This window comes from Mesorhizobium sp. M0051 (assembly GCF_040323235.1).
GTDB lineage: Bacteria > Pseudomonadota > Alphaproteobacteria > Rhizobiales > Rhizobiaceae > Mesorhizobium.
On record NZ_JAMYUT010000020.1, the window covers coordinates 24124 to 41801 of the forward strand.

A 17678-nucleotide genomic window follows, 5' to 3' on the forward strand; every position below is an offset into this window, starting at 1 on the left:
TAAGTTATCAGAATTCCACCGTAGCAAGCGCGGCTTCCGCGTCCGCGGCAAGCCGGGCCTCGTCCAGCCCGGCAAACGCACCCTTTTCCCAGACGATGCGGCCGTTGATCATGGTCATGTCGGTTGGCATGCCGATGCCGACCTTGGCAATCAGGCTCAACGGATCGTGGCGCGTGCCGACATAATCCATGCGGCGCGTGTCGATCGCGAAGAGATCGGCGGCCATGCCGGGCGACAGTCGGCCGATGTCCTTGCGACCGAGAAGCGCGGCGCCGCCCGTTGTCGCATAGCCGAGGAAATCGGCCGGCGCGGGCACCGGATGAGCGCGCGTCGAGGCCGCCAGGCATTGCAGCATGTAGGCGGAATGGATGCATTGCATGAGGTTGGAATTGTCGTTCGAGGCGGCACCGTCGCAGCCGAGACCGACGCGCAGGCCGAAGGCGGACATGGCGGGAATATCGGTCACCTGCGCACCCACCAGATAGACCGGCTCCGGGCAATGCGAAACGCCGGTGCCGCTCGCCGCCATCAGCCGTAGTTCGTCATGCGTCAGCTCCCAGCAATGGGCATAGAAAGTGTCTTGGCCGGCAAATCCGAGTTCCTCGAGATAGTCCACCGTGCGCATGCCATGGCGGGCTTCGATGACCGGGCTTTCGCCCTCGCCGACATGGGTGTGCATCTGCAACCCGCGATCACGCGCCAGCGAAACCGATTCCACGAAGGTTTCGCGGTAGCAGTTGACCGGCTGGCAGGGAGCGACGACGACCTGGCGCATGCTGAAGGGGCTGGTGTCGTGATAAGTGTCGATGAGGCGAGCGCAGTCGGCGATGAATTCGTCCGTGGTCTCCAGCATCTCGTCCGGAATGGTCGAGCCTTCCGACTTCGGCAGCGTGTTGCCGCCGCGGCCTGCGTCGAAACGCATGCCGAGAAGGTCGGCTGCTTCGAACTGCCGGTCGATGAGCCGCTTTCCGGCATGGCGGGGAAAATTGTACTGGTGGTCGAAGGCCGTGGTGCAACCGTGCTTGATCATCTCCGCCATCGCCGTGATCGAGGCGTGGTAGAAACAATCCTCGTTGAGCCGGGAGAAGATCGGATAGATCCGGTCGAGCCATTCGATGACCGACAGCTTCGTCCAGTCGAGCTCGGCACGGTTGCGCACGAAGCACTGAAAGAAATGATGGTGCGTGTTGACGAGGCCGGGATAGACGAACCAGCCGTCGGCGTCCTGCACGATGGTGCCGGCCGGCAGTTCGCCTCTGTGCAGGCCTTCCCCGATTGCCTCGATCCGCGGCCCATTCGTCAGCACATCGACATTGCGCCGGACGCTCGGACCCTTGCCCTCATCGGTGATGACCGCCGCGCAATTCTTCAGGAGATAGCCGGTCATCTCACGCCTCGTCCGGGCATGGTCGCGGTTCGGGCTTCAGCTCGTGCAGCCGGTGGATACCGGGCATCTCGATGAAGTTGTCGAGGCTGCGGAGCGCTCGCGACCAGAGCCGGATCGTGGGATACGGGTCGAGGGAAACGCCTCCGTCGGGCGCCAGCGCGACATAGGGAAAGCAGGCAATGTCGGCAATCGTCGGCCGGTCGCACGCGAGAAACCGATTGCCACGCATTTTTTGTTCGAAGAGGCCGGCTTCCAGTTCACGCAGTGCCGCTATGCCATTGGCCTGGAGCGCACCGATGTCACCGGGGCGCAGCAGCATCTCGTGCAGGCGCGCGCCGCCGAGGCTGGCGGTCAGCCTGTGCGAGAAGGAAAGCCATTGCTGGATGCGCGCCGTCTCCTCAGGGGCGCCGCTGCCGAGCCAGGCCGGTGCTGCCTTCGCGGCGAGATAGCCAAGCATGGCGGAAGATTCGGTCAGGATCAGGTCACCGTCTTCGAGGATCGGGATGGAGCCTCCCGGATTAAGCGCCATGAGCTCGGGGCCGCGATGCTCGGCGCCGGGATGGAAGTCGACCGGACGGATTTCGAGCTTCACGCCCGACAGCGCTGCCATCAGGCGCACCTTGTAGCAACTTGGGGAGAGGACGTAGTCGTAAAGCCTCATTGTGCCACCAACTGCGCGCCGTAGGTATAATTGTGGCGTTTCAGCCAGCGGCGATAGGCGACCGAAGTCAGGTCGGCGCGCGTCGGGATTTCCATGCCGGGATCGAGCGGCAGAAGCCGCGGGATCTGGTTTTCGAGGATCGAGCGGTCCTGCAGGAAAATCGTCTGCTGGAAATGGATGAGGTCGGTCAGTGGGGTCTCGTCGTCGAAGAGCGCCATCCACGGCCAGACGTCGCAGAGGTCCTCCGCAAGCGGCTGGACGAACAGCGCGATGACATCCCATTCGCCTGGGCGCGGCGGGCAGGTCTTGTAAAGGACCGAGCAGGTCGGAGCCGGCACCCGGTACATATATTCCGTCGTGATACCCCCGCTCGCCGATTTCGCCGCCTGCGGCTGGTAGAACTTCACCTGGGTAGCCCAGACCTCGTCCTCTTCCTCGCGGATCTCAACCTTGTAGTCTTCGACCTCGGTATGCGGCTCCGAGCCGAGAATATCGGTATGGACGAAGGGGAAGTGTGCGATGTCGAGGAAGTTTTCGACGGCGCGGAGCGGCGAGCAGCGCACCCGCACCACACCGACATCGACGAAGCGGCGCCCGGGCTGGTCCGCCTCGGGAATCGGAAAGACCGGTTTCCTGGGTTCGCCGAGCGACGACCAGATATGGCCATAGCGCACCGAGACCGGCAGCACGCGCCCGTCTTCTCCTGTCACTTTCGCCGCGCCATTGGCGTCGAGCGCAACCTTGATCGGCGCGCCCATCAGGGTGGTCTCGCGCCCACCGCGGTCGAGCTGGCTGAAAAGCCCGACCGGATACCATTCGTCGCGCATCGCATCGTCGTTCATGGCACGGCCTCTTTCGCCTCGATCCGTTCGGCCATGCGCCGAAGGCTCTCGGCGGCTCGCGAGGCGGCGACGCGCTCGGACACACCGCAATCGGCTGGAACAAGGACATGGATCAGCGTCTCGCCGGTTTCCTGCGGGACGGGCAGCAGGCGGATTGCTGGCGCGCCGGGCGCCCGCCAGACGAATCCTTCCACGGCGGCCTTCGTACCGGTAGCCGCAGAAAGTGCCGAACCTCCGGCACGGACCGTCAATGAACGGAGCGGGACGTAACCCTCGAAAAGCGGTGGCTTGCCGTCGGGCTCTCCATCAGCAACCCAGACGATGCCGCCTGCCTCTTCGACCGACCGGGTCGCAACGCGAATCGTCTCCGGCGGCGTGAGGCTGGGATGGGCGGGAATGCGCAGGCACCGACCGGCCTGCGAATAGGTCCAGCCGTGATAGATGCAGGAGAGCGCCTCGCCGCGCACGAAGCCATGGGAGAGGCGCATGCCGCGGTGTGGACAGCGATCCGCCGATGCCGCCAAGCGCCCCGATTGGCTTCGCCAGAGGGCAATGGGACCGGCGAGCGTCCGCGCCGGCATTGCCTGTCCTGTCGGCAGATCCTGGGAAAGGGCGACCGGCACCCAGGTGTCCGTCTTGTCGGACAGCATGACCTTACTTTCCGTACTGATACCACTGTTTGCCGGCCAGAGATGCCAGCGCAAGGAGTTGGCGAACCGCTCGATAGTCTGACGTATGCATAATTATTTCGCAACTGCAACATTGATTAAATTAAGTGCAGACGGACGGTAACCACGCGCAAAGCCATGTGTTTTTTGCTCGACAGGCGCGCGGTCGATCGTCTCGACCCAGACCTCGATGGGCCCTAGCGAACACCCCATCTCCATCATGTCGATCAGTTCCGCCGCACCGGCAATATCGAGCTCGATGCGATCGGTACTTGCATGAGTGACATGGTGCGCGAGACCAAGCTTGGCCGCATGGCGCATGATCCAGGGCACGAAGGACGCGGGTTGGAGCTGGCCGCGAATGGTCATCCGCTCATGGTGCTGACCTTGCTTCATCATGACGGACCTCGCGGCTTTGGTATCATGGTCAGCAGCATAGCGTGAGACCGAACGGGCGGAAGTGGTAATCGACGCGTGCAATTGCAGCGGATCCATACGCGAACGGCTGCGAGGGGCGAAAGGGCATAAAAAGCCAAAGCCGATACTGGGAAATGGGGTCGGAGCCGCGGCCCGAAGGCGTGGCTGGCGCCGCGTCTTAGCTCGCGGTGCGAATCACGCCTTTTCGCGCATCGCTGATGGCGAGCCAGATGGCCGAGACGGCGAAATAGAAGGCGCCGAACGCCGCATAGGGGGCGATGTTGGCGATGCCGACCGGGTCTGGTCCATCAAGATCATGAAGACGCCTGCAAGGGCGGACTGGGCGCCGCTCAGGATCATCGCCCACTGGGCGCCGAAGGATTTCCAGCGACCAACGGCGGTGGCGAGTTGGAAGATGCCGGAGAAGCCGGCCCAGATGCCGAAGACGATCAGCACGCTGTGCATGCTGCTGCGAAGCGCGACAGCGACGGCGATCGCGGTGAGAATGCTGAAGATGAAGTTGAGCAGCTGCGATTTGTTGCGGCCGAGGCCGCCGCTGCGCTGGGCATCGATGAAGTTGGCGAGCGCGTCCCAGGCCGGATAGCCGACGAGCATGATCGCGGCGAGCGGTGGCACGCTCTTGGCGACCGAGAAGGCAATCACGACCCACGCCGCCGAGAAGGCGAACCGGGTGAAATAATAGCGCTTGAGCCAGCCCGAGGCCGACGGGGCGGGTCGGTGTTCGATCGTCTGCGTAACCATGTCGAGTCTCCTATTCATTGCCTACCAGCTAGAAGACGGATCGTCGGCACGGAAATCGTTTGTTCAAATACCAGCAATCCAGCTCGGATATTCCTCGCAGGAATCCCTTGATCATCAGTCCCTTGCCGCGAGGCGCCGAGTTCGTCTGTAATCTGCGAACCCCCCGCAAGATCGGCAGAGAAGGCTCCGTGCTAACCAGGTGGTTTATTTGCATTGGTGCTCGAACGGACCTAAAAAGCTAGAAACCCTCGCTCTTATCGGCACATATTGGGGGATCGGATGCATCTTCGAGGGCTCGATCTCAATCTTCTGGTTGCGCTCGATGCGCTCCTCACCGAAAGGAATGTCACCCGCGCCGCGGAGCGCATTCACATCTCTCAGCCCGGGATGAGCGCGGCGCTGCGGAAGTTGCGCCACCATTTCGCCGATCCGCTGCTAGAGCAAATCGGCCGCAATCTCGAGTTGACCGCCAGGGGCCGCGCGCTCGCCGACCCTGTCAAGACTATTCTCTCTCAGGTCAGCGAGCTTAACGATCAGCCGACCAGCTTCGATGCGTCGGCCGCGCGACGTGTTTTTCGGATTTCTGCGACAACCTACTGCTGCGAGCTTCTGGCCACGCATTTGATATCTTCGCTGCGGGAGATCGCTCCGCTGATCAGCGTGCAGTTCGAGGAGCTGTCGGCGGATACCGCAGACCGCATTCTGGACGGTCAGATCGACTTCGCGATCACAATCTCAGCCAGACTGCTCGACAAAATGCAGGCCTATGACGAGTTCATACGGTCGCAGAAACTATTCACTGACAAGTTCGTTGTGGCGATCTCCAAAGATAATGCGCACACCGCCCAGACCATCACTTTCGACGAGCTATGTGTGATGGGATATATCGAGACTCGGTTTGGCGGGGTGATCGCTGGCGTCGCTGAGCAGCTTTGGCGCCAGCAGCCTAAGCAACCGCACACATGCGGGTGGCTGCCGAACTTCCATCTCACTTTGAATACGGTCGGCAGGACTGATATGGCGACGATCCTGCCGTCGCTGCTGGTTGCGATGCAGAGCGACCGCTACAATGTGAGGGCGCTTCCAGTGCCCTTCGACATGCCGATCATCGAGGAACGTCTCTACTGGCACCGGCGGAACGACAGTGATCCCGGCCATCTATGGATGGAACGGACGCTCGAAGAGGTCGCTGCCAGTTTCATAACTTGAGAACTGACGATCACGCGACGCCTCAGCGTGATCTTCCAGAGATCATCGCGCCAAGCGAAAGCTTGTGCGATATTGCCGCCGACTGCCGCATCACCACCGTGGGGTCGAAAACCGCCAATTCGCCAACAAAGGTCAAAGCGGCCAGTAGTCCGGCAAGCTGAGTTATAGCGGTGTATAATCGCCATAGGCCGGTGGATTTGGACAACAACCCTGGAAGCCGAGCCGGGGGCTAGCCGACAACAACTCGCCATCGGTCATGCGCGCACTCGCGTCTGTCAGTCGCCAAGTCTCCCCCCGCGATGGCCCGTCATCATCCGGGAAGCATACATCGTGGGCGAGCGCTTACCCGGCATATTGGCTTCGAGAACGATCTGCTCGACGAACCCCTGGTTCGTTTCGAATTCAATGCACTGATCAAGCTTGTCGACTATCCAAAGCATGTATCTGTCCCCCACATTCGGCTTTTTCTTGTCATAGCCGCAATCGTCGAGTGGAATTTCTTGAGGAAAGGCCGAGATCAGCATTATTTTCGGTTTTGGTAAATCATAGCACTGTCCTTCATAGGAATAACCAACAATAATGCCACAGGAAAGAAATTTCCCTTCCCTTGCTGCCTCTTCGAGTGTTACTAATGTTGATAAAGCAATTTTTCCAAACTTTCGCGTGTCGAGTACAATTTGGTACGACATTCCTGTAGGTAATGGAAACGGCGGTAATGTAATAAGATTCTTGAATATTTCTTCATCAGATAATATATTTCTTCCTTTGCCTCTTAATTCTTCTACGATTTTCTTAACTTCTGCGTTTGCTTTCTCATCTTTTTGGGATCGCCCGTCGACATGTTTGACGAAATACTTGTATTTTTTGTGCCGACGGCCTTTGAGTTCCCTGGGAACACGAGACCGCCACTCCCGGGGATGCCGTAGAGCCTTACTTGGCTGGCGTTATATGCGCCATCGGGAAAGGTCAGTGTCGGTCGGTGAAAATCGTCGCTCATGTCGTTACCCTCCGTTGCAATCACCAATTCATAAAATTTCCCGCCATCTGAAGTTCTCTTCGAAGCTTGCCGCTATCGCCGGGCGGATGCGGTCGGACACTTCGATGATGGTGGAGGCTGCGATTGCGAATGTGAGATGGTCGGCATCGAGGCGCGTCCACGCGCGCGCGAGCGAAAGCGCGACATCGTCGCGCGCCTTGACTAGCTCGGTCTTGAAAAGGAACGGACTGGCCCGGAATGCATCGCCCGTAAAGTTAGAGATGCGCCGCATGTCGGCTTCACTAACCTGCCTGATGTCGAAGCGAAGCAGGCGCTCGTCGGCCAGGCCCTGCCGCACCAGGCCGGCATGGTAGAGATCGACCAGGGTATCGAACACCGCTCCCGTGAATGGGCGAGACCGGTCATGAATCTCTTCGGTCACTTCCGTCATCTTGCGCGAGTTACTGGCGAGGCGGATCTGTCGGTCGCCCGTCAGTTCGGCGATGCGGTTGAGCTCGTTGAGGACAAGCAGGTTTGCCTGGCTGTGCCGTAACAATCGATCCATCCCGGTGTCGAAATGCAGGAACGAAAGCAGCGAAATAAGATCGGCGTTGGCTTCGTGGAACGGCCCGAAATCGCCGTCCTGCAGGCCCTGCGTGGGCACTCCGAAGAGAGAAAAGAGTATGGAGTGACCCATTTCATGCGCGATCACATCGAAGTTGAGGGCGTACGGATGGCCGCTCCCGTCGGCTCCACGCTCGCGGCCAAGCTCCAGATAGCCATACCCCGATTGCGCATTCTCCCAGTCAACCCAGGGAATGATCTCAAGCCGCTCGTATGTTTCGGCGAAGTACCAGATAATCGGCTTGCCCAGATAGCTTTCCCAGATGTCCAGCACCCGGCTCGCAGCCGCGAACGCATGCGCTGCCAGGAACTGGCGCGACTGAAGAGCGAGGTGGTCGAAATGACCATCAACGCCGGGCTCGGCGGGTGGGAAATACGCGCCGACGAAGGGCGGCAGGTAGGGATACCCGTACGGCTGCTTGTCCAGCAAGGGATCACGCACGTATATGCGATGATCCTCCGGGCCCGGATGGATCAAACCAGGCGATGTTGAAATCCAGACCGCCTCGGGTTGCTCGTACCCAGAAACGTGAGGCGCTTGTGGGTATAGCAGGAAGCGTGTTCCAGCCGACATCCCCGCCCGACCGGCGACATCGAGCGCGTTCACTTGCGCGGCCCCTCTCATGGTCGGCGACACTAGCACGAAGCCTGCATTTCGTAAATTGCACCAGGTATCACCGGCAACTCTGTCGTCAGATTGCTAAGCCGGCGTCCTCCAGATCTTGGGCAAACGCGACCGTCATTCTGAAATTCCTCAATTCCGCCGCCACCAATGCATTTTCTTGCACAAGTTGCAGAGCTGACAGTGCATCGCGTTTCTTTTGCTGAATGAAAGCTCCTGCGAGAATTTGCCGGCAGGCTTCGATATCATGGTCACTGGCTTCCCGTAGTGCCTCGCGGACCATTCGCGACAGCGTACGTTCCCTAAAATTGAGGTTCCGCGCCGCATTCTCAAGCCTTCCTGACAAATCGGTGGAGATCAGGTTCCGCCTCCAAGCGGCGCGAACGGTCATTCGCAAATCAACCAAAGCGTGCGTTAGGGGCGAGAAATTCACCGCCTTCGGACCGTACAGCACTGCCACTGCGTCATCAGGCAGGAAAGCAAAGCGGCGGTACCATCGATAGATAAGGCCAACGCCGTGCATGTATGGGTAAAGCTCGGCGGCTCGCAAGGCTCCCATGCTTCCAGCACCAATCACCGGGATGGCCTGGCTGATCGCCCACAGTATCTCCTTGTGCCTCACTGCCGGCTCAGCCTGGAAGGCGCCGTCTATGATGACAATTGCAGCCGGGTCATAACGCTGCACAGCAGCTATGATCGAGCCTTGCACCGCGGGCGCCAGGCAGATCACGTCGGCCACTTGCTGTGCCTCTGGGTGCGATAGCGTGGGGCCGGTGAAAACGAGCCGAGGTCGCATCCGCTCACTCCACCAAAGGGTACAATTGGGGGATAACTATCCTGACGGCCGACAGTCGGTTCCAAGGGCTGGTGTTGAGGCGGATCAGATACACGGCGTTGATTCCGCTTTCCTCCAGTCTCGCGAGAAGGCTACCAAGCAAGGTCTGCCCGCCCGCCACTCGATAGGCAGGCTGACGGGTGAAGCTCACATCCTTGCGGCCGCCGGTGATCAGCTGGCGGTGCGCCTCGATAAGCTGCCAGTCGGGATATTTCGGATAAGACGTCCGTGTCATGTCATCGCGTGCACCCGAGATTGCCGCAAGCCGCGCCTGCGCCGCCTCGTGGATCGCTTGGACGGCGGCTGCCGCCGGATCGAATGCAGCGGCCGAGCCGTCGGCTGGCAGATGGAGCAATGCCGTCTCGCGAGGATTGCTTTCCATCAGATGGCACCAAATCACAGGCAGGCCAACAGGCGACGGCGCAAGCCAAAGGCCGACGATCATGTCCTTTCGTGCAAGTTCATCCAATAGGGCCAAGACCCTTGCGTCATCGATGGTCGCTGGATCGATTCGCTGGTGTTGCAGAAAACCATGTGTCTTGAGAGCGCGGGCGATGGCATCGCGTTCGACGCATTCCAATATTCCGTGTGTGATGGCGTCTGCTTCATCAAGCGCGGCCGCCAGTCCGGTTGTCGTTGGCGTGAAAATTCCGTCACGGGGGCTGGGCGGTACGAGATAGGCCGTGTGCACCAATTCCAGCGGAACGAAGTCGCGGCCGCCGCCCAGCAGGTTCTCCGCCTCTACCCAAGCGTTTTCTCGGCCGCGCCAATCAGCAGGTGCGGGCTCTCGCAGCCACGTCTCAAATCGCCCGTAGGGTATTCCGAGTAACTTGGCCGAAGCGTAAGCTGCATCAAGATGTTCGATGCGCTCGGCGAAAAAGCTCTCAGCGGATTCCAAAATGGCCGATATGGCAGCGCGAGCCAGGCTGGCACCCTTTCCCTGCGCGACCGCATTTGAAAACGAGAACGGCCTCGTTGCCTGCACGACCGGGATGCCGACACGGTCCAGGCCGGTAATGTCCGCAATACGGGTGATGCCCAACGTTTGTCGCATCGACATCAGATAGGTCAGCGCTTCGTCTGCCGGAGGACCAACGCGCTCATATTGTTCCACTATCGGCTGGCCCGCAGTTCCGGCTCAGGGTTCACGACCAGCGGTTCGCCGGGCTCAACCGACTTCCTTGCCGCTTCGACACGGTCGTTGTAGCTCCGAAGCAGTACGGGCGAGAGATTTGACGCGCTGAGCGTCTCGTAGGCCGCGATGAGGATGGGCACGGCATTTTGCTCGGCTGCAGTATTGAGGCTCTTCTCAAGGGCAGCCGCCACCCGGCTGGCTGCCGCCCTGTCAAGGACGAGCAGTTGTGCAATTCGCCGATGTAGTTCCGCCAGCCAATATCGGCTGCCACCAGCCTCGGCCTGCACCACCGCCGAATGAAGCAGCGCAAGCGCATGACCGATCTCACCCGAGCGCGCGAGAAGTTCCGCCAGCATGCCGCAATAGACGGGCTCGTCCTCGGGTGTCTGCACTTGTCCATGCAGCCCGAGGCCCTCACGCATCTTGTCCTTGCCCCGCTCAAGTTGGCCAGCGTTGCCATCGCACCAGCCCTCGAAGATCTGTGCCGAGACGACTATCGAAGGCAGGTGATGAAGCGCCGTCAGCTGTCGCAGATCCTCAATCACGTCACGCAACGAAGCGAAGTCGCGGCGATAGCAACTCAGCATCGCGTCGTTGATACAGGCATGCGCAATGCTGCTGACATGGCCAGTCTGCTGCGCCAAGCGGCGGGCCTCCGACATGGAGCGGAGAGCGCTCGTCGCTCGTCCCGAAAACCACAGCGACAGTGCACGATGCGCCAAGCCGCATACGCGCGCGTCGTGCCCCCCAAAACGCGTGGCATTCGCGTGCCCCTGGCTCACGTCATAGAGCGGCAATCCAGCATCAATCGCGGCTATGCATCCACCATGGTCTCCGCGATTGAAATCGACCGCCCACAAGCAGTGCCTAGCCTGGAGCTGAATCTCGGGGTCGTTAACCTCCTTCAAATCATTGACGACAGCCTGCGCCCGCTCGCCATCAACGACCGAACCCGTGAACCACCAACCCCAATAGATCGGGAACCACTTGGCGCGCTCCGCTATCGGCCGACGCCGTGCGATCTTTACGCCGTCGTCATAGAGCCTGCGGGCGTGTTCGGAATTTGGCCCTTCGACGGCAGTCAGTATCGGCCCGAGCACAACCATCGCCGAGAGCCGCAGCGCATCCCGTTTGTCATGATCAGAAACCTGCCCGCAAAGCGCGATGGCATGCTCGAGCAGCTGCCTTGCCTCAGCCATGGCCGAGCGGGACGAGCTTTCCATGCCGGCATTGACGAACTCGCCGATCGCTTCGTCAAGCAGGCCGCCTCGCTCAGCATGATCGGCAAGAGCTGCCGTTGTTAGCCAGCCAACGAGGCTGCGGTTGCCGCTAGCCACCGCGTAAAGACGCTGATGCAGAGTCTGCCGCCGTTTCCGCAGTGTTCCATTGTAGATCGTCTCTTGGATGAGCGTATGCCGAAACGCGTACACTGTCGCCGCTGCGTGCCTGGCACGTACGAAGCCTGCCTCGGCCAGGGCATCGAGTGCCGCAGAGATCGTGCCCCGGTCAAATTCCGGCAAGAGCGCCGACAGCAAGTCCAGGCTGAATCTGTTGCCCGCGACGGCGGCCGCTCGCGCCACCTCGCGGGCGCGGCCGAGAGGCTCCAGCCGGGCATCTATCACTGTTTCCAATACCGCCGCGCGGCCGAGCGAAACGCCCTGTGGCAGCTGCTCCGTACCGCTAGCGGCATTCTCCGCCATCCATTGGCAAACCTCCTCGATGAACAGGGGTACACCGCCGGTGACGCGCTCGACCAACTCTATCAACTCAGGCGCAGGCGCTCGCTTGCCTTGAGGCCACATCGTTGCGATTGCCCGCAAGGTGTCGGCATGCTCAAGGGGAGCGAGCAGGACATGCTTGCTTCTTTCGTCCAGCCAGTCGCCAGATCCCGGCCTCGTCGTTGCGATCAAGAGCACGGGGGAACTCGGAACCAGCTTTGCAAGTTCACCCAGCAGCTGCTTCGACGTCAGGTCGATCCAATGAATATCTTCAACGATCAACACCACTGGGCCACCGGCGCACGTTGCTTGTAACGCATGGCGCGCGGCCCAATCGGCCTTCTCCCGGATTGCTTCCGGGCCCATCTCATGGAAACCGGACCCCGCGCCTTCCACGCCGAGCAGAAAAGAAAAGATGTCGACGACTTCGGCGTCGTGAACGTCATGTGCGGCGAACGCCTCGGCTAGAAGCGCGGGGGTGAGTGCACCGCCGTCGTCGAAATTGCCCAGCATCGCCTGCCGCAGTGGATACAGCGTCGAACGCGAGTCGCCTGGCATACATTGGAAGAGGAGCAACCTGTTGCGTTGGAAGCGCGTTCGCCGACGCACCTCGTGCAGGATGCGCGACTTGCCAATGCCGGCTTCGCCCTCGATCACGATGACCTGGCCACGTCCCGAAACAGCTTCATTCCAACATTCATGTATCAGCTCGGCCTCGTCCGTGCGGTCGATCAAGGGGCTGGTGAGGCGTCCGAACGCGAAGAAACGGTCTACCCCCCGTTTGTGGCTCAGCGCCTGCCAGACCTGCTCGGGGTGCGCGAAGCCTTTGATGACGTGAGAACCGCAGAAGCTAAATACGTGTGAGCGCCGTGTCAGATTGCGCGTCTCGTTGCACACGACGACGGTATCTGGCCGGGCGATTGCCTGCAGCCTGGTTGCCAGCGCGAATGCAGGGCCGGTTACCGTGTCTTGCCCTACAGCGGTGTCGCCCTTCAGGATTAGCGTCATCGAGGTCGCCACGCCGACCCTTACATGCAGGTCGCTCCTCCCTTTTTCCGCGGCAAGGAGCTTGCACGCCCTGACGATCTCAAGTCCGGCGCTGATTGTCAGCGACGCCGCATCCTTCGCACCCAGATCGACTGGGAACACGGCGACGCCGCCGTCGCCGACCTCGACCCTCACGGTTCCGGAGCACGATACGATTGCTTTCTTGGCGGCCATTTGAAACGCCAAGATAAGTTCCTCAAAATCTTCGATGCCGAGCAGGCCGAGCAACTCGGTGGAGCCTACAAGATCGTAGCAAAGGGCGGTTAATACGCGCCGCTCGTGACGGGACTCGACGCCGTCGTCCATCAACCCCCTGCCGATCGGAAGGCGCGAGCCAGTCCCCGCCTTCGGAACATCAACTCGGCTCTTATGCGACATGTCACCCTCGCTGACAGGGCATACTATCAAAAGTATGACAGAGCACAAATTACAGAGCGGCGATCGCCGGAACCTGCGACGGCTGCTCAGGACCTCTCGCCTGCCTTCAGCTCGCGGCCCATGTTTTTCATCGCCGTCATGCGCTCGGCGATGGTACCCGTCGCCTCTTTGTGCGCCAGCGCAGCGCCTGCAATAAGCACGGCTGCTAACGTCATGGCCGCGAGCTTGAAAACCCAAACCTCCCGTCCACGAGGGTGACCTGCCACTGCGTTAAGCGGCAGGTCTTGCTTGGACTACTTCACTGGAATCATCAGGTGTGCGTAGGGCGTGTCGGGGAACATGACATATGGCTGTGTCTGGTTTGGTTCGTGGGGATATAACGCCATGATTTCCGGTGCGTTCATGATCATGACATGGGGACCGTCATATAGCCATTCGGCCCCTTCCGCCGGCTTGGTTGCAAAGGGGTCGGTATTGCTGGCTGCATCGCCGCCCTTCAGCATGTAGGCAAAAGCGACCTTGCCTTTCGGTGGCTCGCTCTTTGACATGATCGCGTGCATCCACGCCATCCCGTTCTCATCTGTGCACATCGGGTCATCGGCGGGAGTTCCAGGGTCGTCCGGGATGCAAGTGAAGCCGTTCGTGCCCTTCCTCAACGTCTTCATCTCCCAGTTCACGACGGCGGCGTTTTTGCCGACAGCCTCCGGTGCTGCCGTAATCGCATTCTCAATCAACTGCTCATCGCTTTTGTCAGCCGCAGGTGCGGGGAATGCCCAAGCGGCGGCAATAGCTGCCAAAAACACAGGGCTTGAATGGATGCGCATTTCCTCCTCCTTAGCGAGCGCAGATTTTGCCGGCGAGTTCGCAACGAGCACAGCTCCCGCTCTTTGGAGTTGGCTGCTGCCCTAGGATCTGGAACGCGCCGCATACATAAGATACTCCTCATATTACCGGGGGTCACTCAGGATGTGACGCCGGTCCGCCTGACGAGCGGCCGCCCGTCAGGCAGCCGGCCGGATGTTTTGGTTCACCCGGAAGAGGTTGTTCGGGTCGTATGTCTTCTTCAGCGTAGCCAGGCGCTCGTAGTTGTCTCCATAAGCAGCCTTGAGCCTTGCATCGCCCTCGTCATCCATCATGAAGTTCAGGTAGGCGCCACCCAGATCGAACGGATGCACCGCCTCCCAATAGGCCTTGGTCCAGCGCGTCACCGGCCCCGCTTTCTGTGGGTCCGGATCGATCCCTGCGATAACCATCGACCAGGTCGCATCACGGCAATTCCAAGCTGTCTCGTCTTTGCCGATTCGATGAACGGCGCCATCGATCGGATAGAGATGCATGAGCGATAGCTCGCTCGGCGTCTTCGCCGCCTGCTTGAGATGAGCGTCAATCGCCGCGTCAGACAGTGTCTTGACGAAATCGCCCCGCCAATACCACTGCATCCCCTTCGGGTAGAGCCCGTCGAACATGCTCTGCACGGCGGGATAGGGCATCGTTCCCATCCAATTGAACCAAGGCGCAGGGAGCGCATCGATGAGCGGGGCCAGCGCCTCTCTACCCTTTTCCTCCGGGCCGCTATAGCAACACATCAGGAGACACATCCGCTTGCCCCAAAACTCTTCCGGAAACGGCGCGCTCGAGAGGATCGTCTTGAGCCCGAGGAAGATCCCGAGTTCCTCGGGCGCGTCCGGCAGGAACTCGCGATAACGCTGCATGATGGTACGGGCGTGTTGTTGATCAAATGCGATCGGCCCCGCAAAGACCATGTTGACCCGGTGAAGCTGGAACACAAAACTTGTGACGACGCCGAAATTGCCGCCACCGCCACGCAGCGCCCAGAACAGGTTGGGGTCCCGTTCCTTGCTGGCAGTGACGAAGCTTCCGTCGGCAAGCACGACATCGGCCTCGATCAGATTGTCGATGGTCAAACCGTATTTGCGCGTCAGATAGCCGTGGCCGCCACTCAGCGTCAGTCCGGCGATCCCAGTGGTCGAGATGATGCCCGCCGGGACAGCCAACCCAAAGGCATGGGTGGCGTGGTCGACGTCGCCCTGAGTGCAGCCCGCGCCTACCCGCGCCGTACAGACGTCCGGATCGACGCGCACGCCTTTCATCGCCGACAGGTCGATCACCAGACCGTCGTCGCAGCTCCCTAACCCCGGTCCGTTATGGCCGCCGCCACGTACCGCAACCAGCAACTTGTTGTCGCGACCGAAATTCACCGCTGTGATCACGTCGGCGACGTCAACGCAGCGGGCGATGACCAACGGTCGCTTGTCGATCATGCCGTTGTAGAGCTTGCGGGCCTCGTCATAGTTCGCGTCGCCGGTGCGGATGACTTCGCCCCGCAGGCTTGCTGCGAATTTGGTGATGTCTTCGTCGTTCATGGCATTCCTCCCTACCGAAACCTGTCGGTCCGGTCGATGGACGCTAGCCCATCCGGTGCTCGCGAAAATGTCACATCGTCCAATTCTGTTGCCCGATCGTTCAGAGTAGGATCGCGCATATGCGCGCTTGCTCATATGGCCGTATTGCTGGATAGTTCGGGATGTCCGGCCGAAAAATTCGTCATTCAGGGAGTAGTCGATCGTTTCCGGAGGTGTAGTGCATGGATGTCCTTTCCGATGTGCTCCGAGCCGTTCGCCTGACGGGTGCGATCTATTTCGACATCGACGCCAGTTCTCCCTGGGTCGGAGAGTCGCCGGGTACCGCCCAGATTGCCGCCGCCATCATGCCGGAGGCCGAGCACGTCATTTCCTTTCATGCAGTGATGTCTGGATCGTGCTGGGCCGCGCTGGGAGACGATTCTATGCCTCCGGTACGGGTTAACGCCGGCGATATCGTCGTCTTCCCCGGAGGTGCCCCGAATGTCATGAGTTCCTCGCCGGGGACGCGGGGCAAAGCCAACATGGCAATGTACTACCGGCCGGTAGACGAGAACCTGCCGTTCGCGGTGATTCATGGCGGTGGTGGAGACGAGCGGACCCGGTTTATTTGCGGGTACCTTGGCTGCGATGCGCGTCCCTTCAATCCCCTGCTCGCCGCGTTGCCGGCCATACTGTGCGCCCACAAACCTGCCGACGGCAGCAGCTGGGTTACTGACCTGTTTCGCCAGGCGTTGGCTGAGGGTGGCAGCGGGCGCGCCGGTGGCGAAACGGTTCTCGCCAAGTTGAGCGAATTGATGTTTGTCGAGGTCATCCGCGGCTATCTTGAGACCCTGCCCGAGGACTCGCGTGGATGGCTGTCCGGCCTTCGCGATCCGCACGTCGGCGAGGCGCTCCGACTCATTCACGCACGCCCTACGGAGGAATGGACATTGGACCGTCTCGCCCGCGCCGTAGGGCTCTCGCGCACTGCTTTTGCGGGCCGCTTTAGCCACTACGTCGAGGTCTCGCCCATGCAGTATCTTGCGCGCTGGCGTCTGCAGCTGGCGGGACGCCTGCTCGAACGGCCCGATGTCAGCATCGCGCAGGTGGGAGCTGAGGTCGGCTACGAGTCGGAGGCCGCGTTCAATCGCGCCTTCAAAAAGTTCGTCGGCATTCCACCTGGTACCTGGCGCAAGGGACGTTCGGGTTTGCTGAAAGCCCAAAAGTTGGCCTCTGTCGTCGTTCAGTAGGCAAAAATGGCGCGTGTTCACGGCTCGGGCTGCGTGCCAAGCCGACGTCGACGCAGAGCTCGAATGCCCGTTTCTGCCGGCAACCAACCGGCCGTCAGCGGACAGCCCAATTACTTGATCGATTCCAGCTTGGCGACGGCGGCCGTGAAGCCGGCCAGCGACACCGGAATGGTGACCGGCTTGCGAGTGACCGATTCCATGCCGATGTTCAGATTTGTGCCGGACTTCATGGCCTTGACGAGGTCCGCCGACAGCGGCGTGGCGGCATAGGCGCCGTTCTGGTCGCTGGTCTGGATCGCGAGGATCGTCTTCTGGGCCTGGTCGATCTGGAAGGAGGCGCCGGACGGCAGGAACAGCCCGTGCGGCAAGGCAAGCAGCATGGCGAGGCCACCGTTGCCGCTGTCGCGGCGCACGGTCACGGTCAGCACGCGCTGTCCGGTCTTGGCTTCGGTCAGGTTCTGCGACACCTGGCATTGAAGCTCGGCGTTCGCAGAGCCGCTGGAGCAGTTCACCGCCCACGGATTGGCATCGGAAGGTTTCGGCTGGGCCGGCTTGGCGTCTTCGGCAAGGGCCGGTCCCGCTGCCGCCAAGGCCAGCCACAGGGCGCCGCATCCCGCCGCCACGCCAAGTAGATTAGCTTGCGCTAAAATAAATACCATGATCTTTTGTCGGATGCCTTGCATGTTTCCTCGCCCCACCAGGTATTCGCCTCGGTAGGGCTTGATACAACAGTCGGGACGGTTCCGAAAGCTGGGCCGGAGACAAGAAAGCCGACTAAGATACT

17 protein-coding genes and 1 pseudogene are annotated in these 17678 nt (G+C 60.7%); 2 read left to right on the forward strand and 16 right to left on the reverse strand.

The features are described from left to right. Positions 1-7: 7 nt before the first annotated feature. From NKJ90_RS20470 to NKJ90_RS20495, 6 genes and pseudogenes are all read right to left on the reverse strand, one after another. Positions 8-1387 carry an amidohydrolase gene (locus tag NKJ90_RS20470; RefSeq protein ID WP_023761894.1) on the reverse strand — a complete coding sequence of 460 codons (1380 nt, stop codon included), beginning with the start codon at positions 1385-1387 and terminating at the stop codon, positions 8-10. Position 1388: 1 nt separating this feature from the next. After that, positions 1389-2048: a glutathione S-transferase family protein gene (locus NKJ90_RS20475; protein ID WP_023761893.1), complete on the reverse strand. Its 660-nt coding sequence runs from the start codon at positions 2046-2048 to the stop codon at positions 1389-1391. After that, entirely contained in the window at positions 2045-2890 is an 846-nt protein-coding gene (locus NKJ90_RS20480) for an aromatic ring-hydroxylating oxygenase subunit alpha (RefSeq protein WP_023761892.1), read from the reverse strand. Before NKJ90_RS20480 ends, NKJ90_RS20475 begins: the two co-directional genes overlap by 4 nt. Further along, the gene (locus tag NKJ90_RS20485; RefSeq protein WP_023761891.1) at positions 2887-3540 is read right to left on the reverse strand and encodes a Rieske 2Fe-2S domain-containing protein; all 654 of its coding nucleotides are present in this window, start codon (positions 3538-3540) and stop codon (positions 2887-2889) included. Before NKJ90_RS20485 ends, NKJ90_RS20480 begins: the two co-directional genes overlap by 4 nt. 93 nt (positions 3541-3633) lie before the next feature. Beyond that, entirely contained in the window at positions 3634-3957 is a 324-nt protein-coding gene (locus NKJ90_RS20490) for an acylphosphatase (RefSeq protein WP_245266821.1), read from the reverse strand. A gap of 196 nt (positions 3958-4153) precedes the next feature. Continuing rightward, positions 4154-4737, reverse strand: a pseudogene (locus NKJ90_RS20495) (DUF308 domain-containing protein). A gap of 279 nt (positions 4738-5016) precedes the next feature. Between NKJ90_RS20495 and NKJ90_RS20500 the strand changes: the two are divergent. Further along, positions 5017-5946, forward strand: coding sequence for a LysR substrate-binding domain-containing protein (locus NKJ90_RS20500; protein ID WP_023761888.1), 930 nt, complete (start codon positions 5017-5019; stop codon positions 5944-5946). A 275-nt stretch (positions 5947-6221) separates the two neighbouring features. Here NKJ90_RS20500 and NKJ90_RS20505 read toward each other — a convergent pair whose 3' ends face one another. The 9 genes from NKJ90_RS20505 to NKJ90_RS20545 all read right to left on the reverse strand — a co-directional run bounded on the left by NKJ90_RS20505 (position 6222) and on the right by NKJ90_RS20545 (position 15665). Continuing rightward, positions 6222-6635: a hypothetical protein gene (locus tag NKJ90_RS20505; protein WP_352486664.1), complete on the reverse strand. Its 414-nt coding sequence runs from the start codon at positions 6633-6635 to the stop codon at positions 6222-6224. Positions 6636-6727: 92 nt separating this feature from the next. Beyond that, on the reverse strand, positions 6728-6943 hold the full coding sequence (locus NKJ90_RS20510) for a hypothetical protein (protein WP_352486665.1): 216 nt from the start codon (positions 6941-6943) through the stop codon (positions 6728-6730). Between the two features lie 28 nt (positions 6944-6971). Beyond that, complete coding sequence (locus tag NKJ90_RS20515; RefSeq protein WP_032908001.1) at positions 6972-8153, reverse strand: gluzincin family metallopeptidase; 1182 nt, start codon at positions 8151-8153, stop codon at positions 6972-6974. Positions 8154-8238: 85 nt separating this feature from the next. Then, entirely contained in the window at positions 8239-8907 is a 669-nt protein-coding gene (locus NKJ90_RS20520) for a TfuA-like protein (protein WP_352486666.1), read from the reverse strand. Positions 8908-8968: 61 nt separating this feature from the next. Then, positions 8969-10117 (reverse strand): YcaO-like family protein, encoded by a 1149-nt coding sequence (locus NKJ90_RS20525; RefSeq protein ID WP_023761884.1) that lies wholly within the window; start codon positions 10115-10117, stop codon positions 8969-8971. Then, complete coding sequence (locus NKJ90_RS20530) at positions 10117-13209, reverse strand: ATP-binding protein (protein ID WP_050589586.1); 3093 nt, start codon at positions 13207-13209, stop codon at positions 10117-10119. Before NKJ90_RS20530 ends, NKJ90_RS20525 begins: the two co-directional genes overlap by 1 nt. Before the next feature lie 158 nt (positions 13210-13367). Continuing rightward, positions 13368-13496 (reverse strand): hypothetical protein, encoded by a 129-nt coding sequence (locus NKJ90_RS20535; RefSeq protein WP_023761882.1) that lies wholly within the window; start codon positions 13494-13496, stop codon positions 13368-13370. A gap of 78 nt (positions 13497-13574) precedes the next feature. Continuing rightward, positions 13575-14105, reverse strand: a complete 531-nt coding sequence (locus tag NKJ90_RS20540; protein WP_352486668.1) for a hypothetical protein — start codon at positions 14103-14105, stop codon at positions 13575-13577. Between the two features lie 177 nt (positions 14106-14282). Then, positions 14283-15665: an FAD-binding oxidoreductase gene (locus NKJ90_RS20545; RefSeq protein WP_023761880.1), complete on the reverse strand. Its 1383-nt coding sequence runs from the start codon at positions 15663-15665 to the stop codon at positions 14283-14285. Positions 15666-15886: 221 nt separating this feature from the next. Between NKJ90_RS20545 and NKJ90_RS20550 the strand changes: the two genes are divergently transcribed. After that, positions 15887-16894, forward strand: coding sequence for an AraC family transcriptional regulator (locus tag NKJ90_RS20550; RefSeq protein WP_023761879.1), 1008 nt, complete (start codon positions 15887-15889; stop codon positions 16892-16894). A gap of 110 nt (positions 16895-17004) precedes the next feature. On the opposite strand, the gene NKJ90_RS20555 is transcribed toward NKJ90_RS20550, so the two are convergent. Further along, positions 17005-17553, reverse strand: a complete 549-nt coding sequence (locus NKJ90_RS20555) for an invasion associated locus B family protein (protein WP_245266820.1) — start codon at positions 17551-17553, stop codon at positions 17005-17007. Positions 17554-17678 lie beyond the last annotated feature (125 nt).